Annotated in this window: 12 protein-coding genes and 1 pseudogene; 5 read left to right on the top strand and 8 right to left on the bottom strand. The window is 44.3% G+C overall.

The features are described from left to right. Positions 1-392 precede the first annotated feature (392 nt). Positions 393-926 (bottom strand): cell wall-recycling L,D-carboxypeptidase ElsL, encoded by a 534-nt coding sequence (gene elsL / locus MWG72_RS00765; protein ID WP_247143042.1) that lies wholly within the window; start codon positions 924-926, stop codon positions 393-395. A gap of 125 nt (positions 927-1,051) precedes the next feature. Then, positions 1,052-1,405, bottom strand: a pseudogene (locus MWG72_RS00760) (YbaN family protein); the annotation flags it as partial. 87 nt (positions 1,406-1,492) lie between these two features. Here MWG72_RS00760 and MWG72_RS00755 point away from each other — a divergent pair. From MWG72_RS00755 to dapE, 3 genes are all read left to right on the top strand, one after another. Further along, complete coding sequence (locus MWG72_RS00755) at positions 1,493-2,368, top strand: DUF1853 family protein (RefSeq protein WP_247143041.1); 876 nt, start codon at positions 1,493-1,495, stop codon at positions 2,366-2,368. Positions 2,369-2,480: 112 nt separating this feature from the next. Further along, positions 2,481-2,633, top strand: a complete 153-nt coding sequence (locus MWG72_RS00750) for an entericidin A/B family lipoprotein (protein ID WP_004280704.1) — start codon at positions 2,481-2,483, stop codon at positions 2,631-2,633. 121 nt (positions 2,634-2,754) lie between these two features. Further along, positions 2,755-3,891 carry a succinyl-diaminopimelate desuccinylase gene (dapE, locus tag MWG72_RS00745; RefSeq protein ID WP_005106258.1) on the top strand — a complete coding sequence of 379 codons (1,137 nt, stop codon included), beginning with the start codon at positions 2,755-2,757 and terminating at the stop codon, positions 3,889-3,891. A gap of 65 nt (positions 3,892-3,956) precedes the next feature. Here the strand turns inward: dapE and MWG72_RS00740 are convergent, their stop codons facing one another. The 6 genes from MWG72_RS00740 to pilG form a co-directional block, all read right to left on the bottom strand. Beyond that, complete coding sequence (locus MWG72_RS00740; protein ID WP_247143040.1) at positions 3,957-4,415, bottom strand: hypothetical protein; 459 nt, start codon at positions 4,413-4,415, stop codon at positions 3,957-3,959. Positions 4,416-4,418: 3 nt separating this feature from the next. Next, positions 4,419-8,870 (bottom strand): hybrid sensor histidine kinase/response regulator, encoded by a 4,452-nt coding sequence (locus MWG72_RS00735; protein ID WP_247143039.1) that lies wholly within the window; start codon positions 8,868-8,870, stop codon positions 4,419-4,421. A gap of 167 nt (positions 8,871-9,037) precedes the next feature. Beyond that, positions 9,038-11,110: a methyl-accepting chemotaxis protein gene (locus MWG72_RS00730; RefSeq protein ID WP_247143038.1), complete on the bottom strand. Its 2,073-nt coding sequence runs from the start codon at positions 11,108-11,110 to the stop codon at positions 9,038-9,040. A 46-nt stretch (positions 11,111-11,156) separates the two neighbouring features. Continuing rightward, on the bottom strand, positions 11,157-11,693 hold the full coding sequence (locus tag MWG72_RS00725) for a chemotaxis protein CheW (RefSeq protein WP_004280709.1): 537 nt from the start codon (positions 11,691-11,693) through the stop codon (positions 11,157-11,159). A gap of 5 nt (positions 11,694-11,698) precedes the next feature. Further along, positions 11,699-12,067: a response regulator gene (locus MWG72_RS00720; protein WP_004280710.1), complete on the bottom strand. Its 369-nt coding sequence runs from the start codon at positions 12,065-12,067 to the stop codon at positions 11,699-11,701. A gap of 26 nt (positions 12,068-12,093) precedes the next feature. Continuing rightward, positions 12,094-12,477 carry a twitching motility response regulator PilG gene (pilG, locus tag MWG72_RS00715; protein ID WP_004280711.1) on the bottom strand — a complete coding sequence of 128 codons (384 nt, stop codon included), beginning with the start codon at positions 12,475-12,477 and terminating at the stop codon, positions 12,094-12,096. Between the two features lie 286 nt (positions 12,478-12,763). Here pilG and MWG72_RS00710 point away from each other — a divergent pair, with 286 nt between their 5' ends. Together MWG72_RS00710 and MWG72_RS00705 are read left to right on the top strand one after the other, a co-directional pair. Continuing rightward, complete coding sequence (locus tag MWG72_RS00710) at positions 12,764-13,411, top strand: hypothetical protein (protein WP_005247844.1); 648 nt, start codon at positions 12,764-12,766, stop codon at positions 13,409-13,411. A 51-nt stretch (positions 13,412-13,462) separates the two neighbouring features. Next, positions 13,463-14,590: an efflux RND transporter periplasmic adaptor subunit gene (locus tag MWG72_RS00705; protein WP_247143037.1), complete on the top strand. Its 1,128-nt coding sequence runs from the start codon at positions 13,463-13,465 to the stop codon at positions 14,588-14,590. The last annotated feature ends 16 nt before the right edge of the window (positions 14,591-14,606 follow it).

Genomic DNA, 14,606 nt, shown 5'->3' with positions numbered 1-14,606 from the left:
ATAGGTTGTTTGTTAAAAAAAACAACACTTTTTGTTTATTTTTTAAGTCTCTACCGAAATTTTTTAATTTTCAAAATGAAAATTGAAGCGAAATTTTGTGTTTTACCCTGCGAAGTTTCAGTCTAACCACACGACATATTGCAATTCTGATTAAGGATTATACAAAGCTTTAAAATACTCGACGTTGTGTTCATGTAATCTTGTAACTGTCATTTATTTTTAAGTGGGAAATAGCGATAAATTTAAGCTTTAGAGGATGATTCAACCTGTTCTATGCCATGAAAATAGGATCTGGATCAGATTAATCAATCTTTTCTGCTGTCTCCATCAAGATCAAGCAGATTCAGCCCATAAAAACAAAATCATTTTCACATGATCTTAAAATCTAACTTTTATTCGCTTTTCGAAACATTTAGTTTTTCCAGATCTAATGTCTGTTCTGAGATATAAACCAGTGCATCTTCACTGATCAGGTCAAATAATTCAGCGACCTCCGGATTACGCATACGAATACAGCCGTGCGACAGCGGCTCTCCCATCTTTTCGGTTTCTGGGGTGCCATGAATATAGATATAACGCTGATAGGTATCGCAGCCCTCCCCTTGATTAAAACCTGCCTCAAGGCCACTCAGCCATAAAATGCGCGTCAGGATCCAATCACGCTGCGGAAATTCTGCTGCCAATTGGGGATTATAAATTTCACCCGTCGCCTGACGTGCGACAAATACACTATTTAAGGGAGCATTCTGACCAAACTTTTCAGCGACTTTGTGCCAGCCACGAGGAGTCTGGCCACTATTTTCAGTTTCGCCAATGCCATTTTTGCCACTGGAAATCAGATATTGCTTGTTTAGACGGGGCAGATACAGTTTTTGTTGGGCAAGATCAATCAGGATATCGGCTTGATCCAGATGCAAGATATTCATGACTTGTTATTCTCAGACTCTATTTTATTTGGCTCTATAGGGTTTAATTTGCTATCTACAGATTGCGGAGTTTGTAGATCTGTCTTTTCTGGGTCGACTGTATTTTGCTGAATAATGATCTGATTCGGTTCAGGGCGTCGCCATAACCAGATCGCGACGATCAGCATAGTAACATTGGTAAAGGCTTTTACGGCCAAGGGTGCTGTGGTAAACAGCATGATGATCCCGCTGATCAGCATCATGATACTGGCCAGCCATTTGGCCTTACGCGGTACAGTACCATGCGCGCGCCAATCTCTTAAGGTCGGACCATATTTAGGATGATTCAATAACCAGTCATCCATTTGCGGCCAGCCTTTGGATGCCGCCCAGGCCGCCAGAATCAAAAAGACCGTTGTTGGCATACCCGGCAGGATTGCACCGATAAAGCCCAGGATCACAAACAGCACCACCAGACTTCGCCAAAACAACACTTTCATACATCAACCCTAGCCGCAGAATTCAGATAGTATAAAGCGTTTTCCGATACTGTCCGTTGTATTTCTGCACTTTTCACAGGTTGTACTATGCCCTTTTCCAATTTAAACCAAAATCTTGTAGAAGCATGGCAACGTTATCAACATCCTCTGGTGCGTCAACTGGCATTTGCTGTTGGCAGTCCGAATATCTTGTCCCATGTTCCAGATGAACTTGAGCTCATACATCGTTTTGAACTGCATGACAGCCAAACCTGGCAGCAACATCTTAGCCGTTATCATCCACGCTTGGAATTTCTTGATCAGCATCCAGAAGAATTAATCGAATTTGTGCAGCAACTAAAAAGCACGCGTTTAGGGCTGCGTTTTGAAATGCTGGTCTGGTTCTGGTTACTCGATGATGCTTATCACCCCTATCGACTGCTTGGCCATAGTCTGCAAAAAATTGAGGGTGCCAAGACCTTGGGTGAGCTGGATTTTCTGCTATTGAATACTGCTACAGGACAAATTGAACATTGGGAAGTGGCATTGAAGTATTATCTGGCCGAAGCCGATTTTAGTCTGCCGCATTGGTATGGCCTGAACCGCACCGATACTTTAATCAGAAAAATGAAACATTTCACACAAAAACAATTCCAGTTTGATGAGGCTTTGCAGCATCCCATTCAAAAACGGTATTGCGTCCTCAAGGGACAGCTATATTTGCCTACACATCATGCCGATCAGCCAATTCCCTCATGGATCAATACCGAGCGTCGTCTGGGCGTATGGGGACAGCATATTCCTGCTGCACAGCACGGTTTCTATCGTCTGCAACGGCATGAATGGATTTATCCGCAAGCCCGGCCGAGCAGTTCAGCTGCGATCTGGTGGACAGATGGCCTCTATAAGATGGTCGATAGCAATGACTTTTATATGTATCGCAATCCGGTGCTGATCCAGCATCCATCGCATAAACCCCTATAATGCATTACATTTATTAACCGAAGCACTATGAAAACCACATATTTTTTAGCGCGTATATTTTCTACTCTAAGTCCCACATCATAATAATTTTATTATTGATTATACGGAGATGATGATGAAAAAAATTCTTGCTGCTTCATTAATGATGGCTTTTGTATTGACTGGCTGTAACACTGTAAAAGGCATGGGCAAAGATGTGTCTAAGGCTGGCGATGCGGTAACCAATACTGCTGAAAAAACTTCTGACGAAATCCGTCAAAACTAGTTTTTTCCTAAATGCTCACAGAACCCTATCTCAGATAGGGTTTTTTTATATCAGTCGTTCACATTCAAGCCTATATTCGCCTATTATAGAACCGAAAAAACTATCGACTGTTGAATACCGTATGAGCTCTTCCGCTACCCTCGATTTAAGCCTGCAACTATTACGTCAGCCTTCTGTCACACCGATTGATCATGACTGCCAGAACATCATGGCTGAACGTTTAAAGAAGATTGGCTTCAATATTGAATCCATGCGCTTTGAAGATGTAGATAATATCTGGGCACGCAAAGGCACAGAAGGTCCGGTCTTCTGTTTTGCTGGCCATACCGATGTCGTGCCAACGGGGAATCTGGATGCCTGGAACTCAGATCCTTTCTTACCTGAAATCCGTGAAGGCAAACTTTATGGTCGTGGCAGTGCCGATATGAAGACGGCTTTGGCAGCCATGGTAGTCGCAACAGAACGTTTTGTTGAAAAATATCCGAATCATAAAGGTTCAATTGCCTACCTGATTACTTCAGATGAAGAAGGCCCGTCGATTAATGGCACGGTGAAAGTGATTGAAACACTGGAAGCACGTAATGAGAAAATCACTTGGTGTCTGGTTGGTGAACCTTCAAGCACTAACAAACTAGGTGATATTGTTAAAAATGGCCGTCGTGGGTCTTTGAATGCCAATCTCACAGTCAAAGGCAAACAGGGTCATGTGGCTTATCCGCATCTGGCCGTGAATCCGATTCATACCGCCTCTAAAGCGATTGCTGAACTGTGCGACACAGTCTGGGATCATGGCAACGAATATTTCCCGGCGACGACCTTCCAGATTTCCAATATCAATGCAGGTACAGGCGCAACCAATGTTGTTCCCGGCACCATGAACCTATTGTGCAACTGGCGTTATTCAACTGAAGTGACTGCCGAAGAACTTAAATCCCGTACACTGGAAATTCTGGATCGTCATGGTGTGGACTATGATGTTTCCTGGACTTTATCTGGCCTCCCTTTCCTGACCCCGGTCGGTGACCTGGTAAATGCAGCTAAAACCGCCATTCTGAATGTGACAGGGACTGAAACCGAACTCTCGACTTCGGGTGGCACCTCAGACGGCCGCTTTATTGCGCCTACAGGTGCACAAGTTCTGGAACTTGGCGTATTAAATGCCACGATTCATCAGATCAATGAACATGTCGATATTGCAGACCTAGAGCCACTGGCTGAAATTTATGAGCAGATCTTGGTCAACTTACTTGGGAATTAAATAAATAGATGACGTAATAAAAAAGGAACTCCATGAAGTTCCTTTTTTATATTTTATAGTTTGAATTACGGCCCGATTGCAGCCTGAATATTCGTCATATTCGGAATATGGAACAGCTGTTCGTTCATGCGCACATATTGAAAGATGGCAGGATCATTCACCGGCTGATCGACATCGACCACTTCAGAAATACGGATCCGGATGGTTTTCGGCATTTCATTGCACATCAAGGCAAAGCGCTGAGTGATTTCATCACCCTCAATCACCAATGCCACCCCATTTTGACGTGAAGGATCATTCACTGCATAGACCGGCAATTGGGCTTCATGCCACTCCACTATCTTAACCTGGGTATTACTATCCAGTGCTGACAGGACAATGTTTTGTGGCAATAACATCGGATCTTTGCCATGACAATCAATAATATAGGCATCAATAAATCCGGTCGATACCGTAATCAAATGCTGAAGTTCCTGCTGGCTAATCTGATCAGCCATTTTATTGCTTGAATTGGTCTGACTCATATATTACCCCTGTTTTTCAGCAATCAGTTGTTGGATATTGGCCAACAGTTCCGCTTCCTGGAACGGTTTACCCATATAATGTGTTACACCTAGGCTGAATGCACGTTCACGATGCTTCTCACCGGTACGTGAGGTAATCATGATAATCGGCAAGTCACGGTGAATATCATGGTGACGAACCAGATTGGTCACTTCGAAACCGTCCATACGTGGCATTTCGATATCCAGCAACATCAGATCCGGTCTGACGTTTTCAAGCTGCTCGATCGCATCCACACCATCTTTGGCAGTGACAATATCATAGCCTTGACGTTCCAGCAGACGCGACGTCACTTTACGTACAGTCACCGAGTCATCGACAATCATCACCAGACGACGTGCATTGGAATTACGCGAACCATCACGCTGATCATTCAGTTGTTTGATACGCTGTGTCGCCTGAATCTGGCGGGCAACATTCTGTCCATCGAGAATCAGACAGACCTGACCATCACCTAGAATCGTAGCACCGGCCACCACTCCGACATTGGCAAACTGCTGTCCAATCGGTTTCACCACAATTTGCGCTCGTGAACCGACCAGCTGATCGACCAGCAAGGCAATGGTTTGACCACTATTACCTTTAATCAACAGCACCGGCAATGAATGACCAACATTATTCAGACGTGGAATCGGCTGGTTGCCAACAAACTCAGACAGATAACGCAGCTTATAGTTTGCGCCATCGATCTTGAAATAGTCATCTTTACTGTTGAAATAGCTTTCCAATGTGGTCGGTGCAATACGTACGATTCTGTCAATCTGCGCCAGAGAAATCGCATATTGCTGATCGCCCACTTTCACCATCAAGGCATCGCTGACCGCTACGGTCGTCGGTACGCGAATCGTAAAGACCGTACCCTTGCCCAGTTCCGAGCTCACTGACACATGGCCGCCCAGTGATTTGATCTCGCTTTGTACCACATCCAGACCGACACCACGACCAGAAATCTGGGTCACTGCTTTCGCGGTACTGAAACCAGGATGGAAGATAAATTGCAGGATTTCTTCCTGATCGATGGCTTGATCCGCTTTGATCAGATCCAGACTCAGGGCTTTTTCACGAATCTTCTCTGCATCAATCCCCTTACCATCATCACTAAAGGACACGATTACATCGGTTCCCTGACGACTGATGTTCAAGACAATCGAACCGACTTCCGGCTTGTTCAGTGCGATACGATCTGCAGTATCTTCCAGACCATGGTCAATCGCGTTACGCAGCATATGCTCAAATGGTGTGACCAGACGCTCGAGAATGTTACGATCCAGTTCACCTTCGGTATTCTGTACGATCAGTTCTGCTGGACGGTTCAAGGTGGTCGAGGTTTGACGCACGATACGCTGTAAACGCGGCAGCATCCGGTCAAACGGAACCAGGCGGGTACGCATCAGGCTTTCCTGAATCTCGGCCTGAATACGGGATTGTTGCAATAACAGTCCTTCGGTTTCGCGAATCTTGTCGGCAAGCGTACTCTTGAAGTCGACTAAATCCGATGCCGATTCTGCCAGTGATTTGGACAGCTGATTTAGAGAGGAATATTGGTCCATTTCCAACGGGTCAAAGTCGGCATAGCGCGAGTTCTCTGAACCGTGTTTGGCAATAATCTGTGATTCCAGCTCGCCTTCCATTCGACGTAACTGATCGGCAAGACGTTTGATCGCCAGTTCCATCTCGTTCAAGGTATTGCCCAGCTGCCCTAGGTCCATCTCGATACGCGAACGGTTAATCGAGTTCTCACCGGACAGGTCAATCATCTTCTCGACCAGGTCAGCAGAAATACGGATCATCTCGTTATTGCTATCGCTGGTGCCGCTATTCGCCCACTCACCCATCATCTGTGGCGGTTCAGTACCATCACCTTCAACGAAGCCAAAGTCGGTGCTGACCACCATATTATCTGTTTTCGCCAGACGCTCAGGCAATTGCGCAGTAACGTCCACATAAGCAATCTTTTTCAGACTGCTGTGCAGCTGATCAAAACCATTATAGTCACGCTGGAAAATCGCCTGTCTTAACCAGACCAGTGTTTTCTGCAATAAGCCATCATAGGCATTCGAGTTAAATTGATAGACCGCAAACTGTTCGAAAGTTGTTTCCAGCTCATAGGCAATACTGGCCACTTCTTCAACATCAATCATACGTGCACCACCCTTGATACTGTGGGCAGCACGCTGTAATTGTAGCAATAAACTACGGTCACTACGCTGATCAAACCATTGATTGAGGAGCTTCTCGGCATTGGCCAGAATCTCTTCGGATTCTTCCAGAAAAGATTCTTCAACAATCGATTTCAGTTCGTCTTCTTCAGCACGTTCTACTGGTGTGTCTTCAGTGGCCTCAGGAGATTCCAAGATTTCCAGTAATTCTTCAGCTTCAGCCAGATCAGTTGCAGGCTGTTCAGTCGTTGCTGACTCTTCAAGTTGCGGTTTAGGAATTGATGTCGCTTCGACCTCTGCAACTTTAACTCCAGTGTTCGCGCTCTCCACAGCAGCAACAGCTTGTCCAGAAACCAATGCCTGAATATTTTGCAGAATCGCAATCGCTTCTGGTGCAGGATAATCAATACCGTCTTCCCGAATGGATTGAATACGATCGGAAACGTTATCCTGAACCAGACGAATAATCTGGATTAAAGCAGGTGTTACGGCAATTTGCTGACGGATCACCCGCTCATAAATACTTTCCAGTTCATGTGCAATCAAACCGATATGCGATGCTGCGATCATGTTTGCACCACCTTTTAAGGTATGCAAATGACGCATCAGATTGTTCAGTGAGGTCGTATCATCCTGTTTTTTGCTCCAGGTATTTAGATCTTCATCAATGCCTGCCAGCAATTCATCCGCTTCTTCCAGGAAGATACTTAATAATTCTTCATCAAAATCACGATTGGTTTCAGCACTTTGCTGCTGCTGACGATCTGCAGCGATGCGTTGGCTCAAACCAGCAAAATCGACACTGCCAGTCGCGACAGTCTCAGCCACCTGTGTGGCCTCTGAGCTTAGCTCAATATTCTGATTACTAGTATCTTCAGCAAATATCTCGAGATCCTGCTGCACAAATGCAGACAGTTCACTGAGTATTTTTTGAATCTCATCATTCAGAATGACGCGCTGTCCTGCGGCCAAGGTATCAAATAAGTGAATAAATTCCTGGTGCGCCTGTGCGAACAATTCATAGGCATAATCGCTATTTAGCAGCACTGGCTTTTCAAGCAGCGCATCATAAGCCGATTTCAGATCGGCAGTGAATTCATGAATTCCCTGCGCTGCCCGGCTTTCTGTATGTGCCAGCAATTCTGCAGCCTGCTGGCTGAGTGCCTGAATATATTCCGGATAATCGACTTGGGCGCGTTTATCAAATTCAAACTCGGCATCCAATAACAGATCAATATCCAGCTCAACCAGTTTGGACACCAAGCCTTGCGTCTGAATGCTATTGGTTTCAGTAACTGCAAAGCCATAATCATTCCAGACACGCTCAAAGGTGGCGTATACCGCATCCAGTTTTGCAGTGTTGCCCTGACGTAGCAAATGCAGATAGTCACTGACAAACTCGGCATACTGAATCAGTAAAGCAGTTTCTTTTGAGGTTGAGACAATTTCATCTTGCAGCAGGGTTTTGAACAGATGCTCTACTTTAGAGCTGGCCTCAAAAATCTGGTCAATCTGCGCCATGGATGAACTGCCGCGCAAGGTATGAATCGCACGAATTAGCGCATTATAATCTTGTGATTTTTCATCTTCAGTGCGAAGGAAGGTGGCAATCGTTTCCAGATGCTCTTCTGCTTCTTCAATAAAGATCGCCACAGTTTCTTCGATATCACTGCGAACCGGTACTTCTACTGGCGCTACTGTTAGCTCAGCTTCACTTGGCTCATTGTCTGCAAGCTCAAGACCTGTCATCTGACCTTCAGCAGTCAAATGAACTGCCAATGCCAGTAATTCTTCCAATGCAGGCTCAGGCGAAATTTGTTGTTGTAATTGTTGTCCCAAGAGCACCATTGGACGCAGGTCGAGATCCAATTGCTGTACATGTTTGAATTTTGGATATAAAGCATATTGATAGACATTCAGTACCGCTTGGGCAAATTTTTGCACCGTCGGTGTTAGCTGAATCGAACCGGACAAAACCCGGTTTAAGGTATCTTCAACCGCCCAGGCCATTTCCCCTGCCGATTTTGCCCCGACCATGCGGCCTGAACCTTTCAGGGTGTGAAAATGGCGGCGAATGGTCTTCAGATTTTCTTGATGATCTGGATTAGTCAACCATTCTGGAAATAAAGCATTTAACTCAACGAAGATCTCTTCGATTTCCTCAACAAAAATTTCAAGAATTTCTGCATCTTGGTCAAGATAACTATCTTCAGGAAGCGTTGTCGTTTCAACTAAATTTTTTAATATTTCTTTCATAGCTCATGCTTCTTACGTTATGCCGCCAAGAAGGGCGCTCAAACTTAATTGTGACCGTCACGCGATACCTAACGTATGAAGTTAAGTACATCTTGTCGAGGCTTTATCTGTATTTTCTGAATGTGTCTCAACCGCGGTCAAGACACATTTCCCCATCATGTCTGACTTTATTCTGGTAGTTTAAAGTCAGATACAGATTCACGTAATGCATCGGCCATGTTTGCCAGTTCAGATACTGAACGTGCTGTATCGAAGGTTGCACTGGTGGTTTGCGAGGTAATTTCCTGTACGACATTCATCGTGGTCGCAATATGACCTGCAGATGCTGACTGCAGTTTCGCAGCATCAGAAATGTTCGCAATCAGTTTCGCCAGGTTATTCGATACCGTTTGAATCTCATCTAGTGCTACACCGGCATCTTTAGACAAGTTCGCACCACGTACAACTTCCGATGTAGTTTGTTCCATCGAAATAACGGCTTCGTTCGTATCCGTTTGAATGGTTTTTACCAGGCCTTCAATCTGCTTCGTTGCAGAAGCTGAACGTTCCGCAAGACGCTGTACTTCATCGGCTACGACCGCGAAACCACGACCTGCTTCACCGGCCATCGATGCCTGAATTGCTGCGTTTAATGCCAGGATGTTCGTCTGGTCAGCAATATCGTTAATCAAGGCTACGATGTTACCAATTTCCTGAGAAGATTCACCCAAACGTTTAATACGTTTTGAAGTTTCCTGAATCTGTTCACGAATCGTGTCCATACCCTCAATCGAGCGATGTACGACATCCGCACCGTTTGCAGCAATTTGTACTGAACGCTCTGCTACCACCGCTGATTCATCGGCGTTGGCAGATACCTGGTCAATCGACAGTGCCATTTCGTTAATCGCTGCAGAAGCACCAGCAATTTCTTGTGCCTGATGCTCAGATGCTTCAGCTAACTGGTTGGTAATGCTTTGTGTAGTTGCAGTATATTGCGCAACTTCTTGTGAAGTTTCAGTAATACGCGATACCAGGTCACGTAACTGGTCAATCGCAAAGTTAATCGAGTCGGCAATTGCACCAGTAAAGTCTTCAGATACTGTTGCATATGAACGCAAGTCACCGTCTGCAAGATCGGCGATCTCATCCAGTAAACGTAAAATCGCATTCTGGTTACGGTCATATTCTTCTTGTAAACGGCCTACACGCTGCTTATCCGACAAGCCACGCAGAGAAAGTAACTTGAATACACACAGCAAGAAACCGACTAATAATGCGATCAGAAGGACTGCCGGAACAACCGTTTTAAGACCTGAGTTACCAGATAATTTATTCAGGTTGTCCAAAAGCACATCAGATTGAGAAAAAATAGATGCGGCTGCCTGACGAACTTTTACGATCTGTGTAGAGTTTTTCAGAATAATCGCTGATGCAGATTCCAGTACGTCATCATATTCAGCCTTGATGCCTTCCAGAGATTCACGCAGGGTTGGATCAGCAATACGCTGTACACCCAGTTCAGCAGAACCATTTAACTGTGCATTCAGATAAGAACCAAAAGTTTCGGTATCGGCACTGAAGTCATCCGCAGATTCACGTGAACCATCATTACCTGTCAGTACCAAACTGATTGAACGTAAGATACGTTCTGCAATGAATACCTGGTTTTTGGCAATAACCACCTGGTTCGATGGCATATCTTGACGTGCCATCTGGTCGACCATCAAGTTATATTCCGCCTGAATCCCCGGAATCGCTTCACCAATCGCGATGTTGGTGTCGTATAACTGGTTAATAATCTTTTGTTGCGAGGTAATCAGATCAATACTGCTCGACACTTCTGTCCACTGTTTATCAACAGCTTGCAACGCATCATTGTTAGAGTGAATACTTTTAACTGTCTCAAGATTTTCAGCAAAAGCTTTTTGCGAGTTAGTGAGGTTCTTCATGGCCTCAGGCGTACCCGAAGCTGTCGCTTCAGTCGCTTGGCGCGAAATCGTTTGCGAGAGGAGACGCAAATCACCCAGACTTTGAGTGAGTTCGTTGGTACGTGGAACACTATAAAAAAGATACAATAAAGTGATCAGTGCGGCTAAAAGACAGCCTGCTGCTCCATAGATCAGCGGTTTTGATTTTTCACTATCACCAAATACACGTGATAACTGATCTACTTGCGTTTGAATCTTAGCTAAAAAAGCATTACCGCCTTTGCGGCCAGTGCTCTCACCTGTATTTTTCTTTTTAAGTTTAAAGCCCATGCAGCCTCTCCCCGGTTGACGCCTTGCTTACTTTCGAGCGCGACATTTAATTTATAAATTTTATAGATGCGTTCATAAATTTTGGATTTTGCAACAGACGACTGAATAAAAACACATGCCACTGCTGGTTGTGCTGATGGAAAAACCCCTGACAATATTCTTGTAAGTTTTTATCCAATTCAGATTTCTTCGAAAAGAAACTTTTCTTATTGAAATGTTGTATACCCAAAACTTGATCTACGACCAAACCCACATACTGGTCATTATGGTTGATGCATAATACTTTTTGAGTCGGTGAAAATTGACTGCTCTGCCCTGATACATACTGCGTCAGATCAGAAACCGATAACAGTCTTCCCCGGATATTCGCCAGACCCAACACCCATGCTTGTGTCTTGGGTACCGGCGTATATTCTGGGGGATAAATCACTTCTGATACTTCCCCCAGCGGGGCAACAAAATATTGCCCCATCATCTCAAAAGCAATGCCCGACCATCGGTTAACTTCATTGCCATTGGAAACGTAGTTTTTATTCCCCCGTTTCGCAATGCGAAGCAATTCGATAAATCCATTTGCTGCCATAGAGCTTATCCTGCATTGAGGTGCTGCTTAATTACATCTATTAATTGTTTTTCATCGACTGGTTTTGTTAGATAATCCGCTGCGCCTTGACGCTTGCCCCATACACGGTCAGTGGCCTGATCCTTGGTACTGACAATCACGATTGGAATATGTTTGGTCGTTGCACCACGTGCAATCTGACGGGTTGCCTGAAAACCATTCACACCCGGCATAACCACATCCATCAGAACTAGGTCCGGCAATTCTGCCTGTGCCATGGTGACGCCATCTGCGCCATTGGCTGCTTCAATCACCTCAAAGCCATGTTTAGAAAGAATCTCTCTAAAGCGAAAAGTTTCTGTCGGTGAGTCATCCACAATTAGGATACGTGCCATGCCAATTCCCCAAAAAAAATCAAATATTAAGCACTAATATGGTTACGGATTGCATTGAGCAATTCATCTTTACTAAAAGGTTTGGTCAGGTATTCATCTGAACCCACGACACGACCTTTGGCCTGATCAAATAAGCCATCTTTACTTGATAGCATAATCACAGGAATATTCTGGTAATTCTGAGAGTTTTTGATTAAGGCGCAGGTTTGGTAACCATCTAGGCGCGGCATCATAATATCTACAAAAACGATATCTGGATTTGCTTCGGCAATTTTTGACAAAGCCTCAAAACCGTCTACTGCAGTAATGACCTCATAACCTTCGCGTTGAAGAAGAGTTTCCGCAGTACGACGAATGGTCTTTGAGTCATCAATAACCATAATTTTTAGATTTTGGAATTTATCGTCCATTTGTTTAACCCTTCCCATTTTAGAAACTATATGCCATAAGGCTCATAGGATTATTTTATTACGATCGATAAACATTTTTAACATAAAGTCACTTGTATTATCAATGAACATTTTCTACACAAGTAGACAAAATCATTTATTTTTAATAACAGCTTCACATTTTCTTATCGTTATTGGTTTTTTTTTGACTAACGGTAGTTTTTTATTGATAAATTTAAGTCTAATATAACAAGATTATTACTTTAAAATAAGTAATTTAGTCAACTTTAAATTCGGGGAGCCAATGATGAGTCAGTTTTTAAGAAAACTTGCTGTCATTGATAAAAATAAAATGACTGGTCAATTCATTGTTGTTGTGCTGCTACTGTTACAGGTGAGCTTAACGTGCGCGAGTAGCAACCAACTCCCGCAAAAAGCCACCTGGTATCGTTATTATGACAGCAAGGGTGTGGCCAATATCAGTACTAACGTCACACCAAATCATATCCGTTATGGTTATGAAGCACTTGACCAGAATATGCAGGTCATTAAACGTGCGCGTCCTTATAATGCCGAAGCGGATATCAGACAGGCGCCACAGCGTGCTCAACAGGCTAAGCGGATTGCCGAAGATCATAAACTCAAGCGTGCTTATAGCAATAGCCAGACCGCTTTACAGAAAAAAAACGATAGCCTGGTCCAGTTAAAAAAACAGATTGATTTTCAGCAAGAACAAATGAAGCAACTGCAAAAAGATCGGGTCATGTTCGTACGTCAGGAACGTGAATATTTACGTAAAGGTAAAACCACACCGGCACATCTAAAAACCATGCTAGACAACAACCAGAAAAATCTCGTTTCCCAAAAAGAAAATATTCAGTCTTTACAAAGTCGCTATCGAAATCTGGAAGCAGAATACGACAAAATTATCGCCCGTTTAAAAGCACTTGAATAAATACAAATAGCTGGTTGTGGTTTTGATTCACAGCCAGCTAAAAGGACTCTTATGCAAACTGCACAGCATTCTCATGATTTAAATATGCCTTCCCCGCGCTCTATCCTGATCATGAGTGCACTTTGCTTAAATATGTTTTTAGTGGCTTGTGATAAAAATGAACCCGTCCAGCAAACCGAAACACCCAAATCCATTGAAGTCATTCCTCAAGATCTAGTTGCAGTTCAATCTGGCAATTCAGTTCAAAAAACTGCATTCACCGGCACCATTCGTGCAGTCAATCAAAGCAGCATACAAGCACAGGTCTCTGCTACTGCCACCAGCGTAAACGCACAGGTAGGTCAAACAGTTGCCAAGGGACAAGTGCTGGTACGCCTGAATAATCAGGACAATGCAGCTCGTCTGGCACAGGCGCGTGCGAATCTGGCCTCAACTCAAGCGCAAGCCAATCAGGCGCACAACATGATGCAGCGTAAAAAGCGTCTGCTCGATCAGGGGTTTATTTCAAAAGTAGAATATGAACAAAGTCAGGTCGATTATCAGGCCCAGCTTGAAAATGTCCGCGCCCAGCAAGCCAATGTCGATATTGCCCAGAAAGCCGATCGTGATGGCACCATGACCAGTCCGATCAGTGGCGTGATTACCCAACGTCAGGTTGAACCGGGTCAAACCGTTGCCATTGGACAAACCCTGTTTGAAATTGTCGATCCGAAACGGCTGGAAATTCAAGCACGCGTACCTAGTGATCTGCAATCAGACTTAAGACTGGGCAGTCAAGTCGAATACAACATTCAAGGTAATCCAAATCGGCTCACTGCCGTAATTGGCCGGATTTCCCCCATTGCAGATCAGGCCAGTCGCCAGATCGAATTCTTTGCCACGCCGAATGAAACCATTCCTTCGCTAAGTATCGGCTCCTTCGTTGAAGGCAACATTCTGAGTTCACAACAGATTTCTGGCCAGCTGATTCCATTAGATACTATTCAAGACATTCAGAATAAACCTTATGTCTGGGTAATTCGCCAGAATAAAATTATCAAGGTCAACATACAGGTTTTGGAACAGCGTTATAGCGATAACATTGCTGTGGTTCAAGGACTGGAAAATGGTGATCAGGTCAGCCGGGTGAAGTTTAGCGAAGCTGATCTGCAAAAAACTGTCACCCTTCGCGCCAACTAAAGCCATTCACACAGGA

The organism is Acinetobacter lwoffii (genome assembly GCF_022967985.1).
In the GTDB taxonomy this organism is placed as follows: domain Bacteria; phylum Pseudomonadota; class Gammaproteobacteria; order Pseudomonadales; family Moraxellaceae; genus Acinetobacter.
The sequence above is the reverse complement of the archived record's forward strand: the minus strand, read 5'-3'. Positions and strand labels throughout refer to the sequence as shown.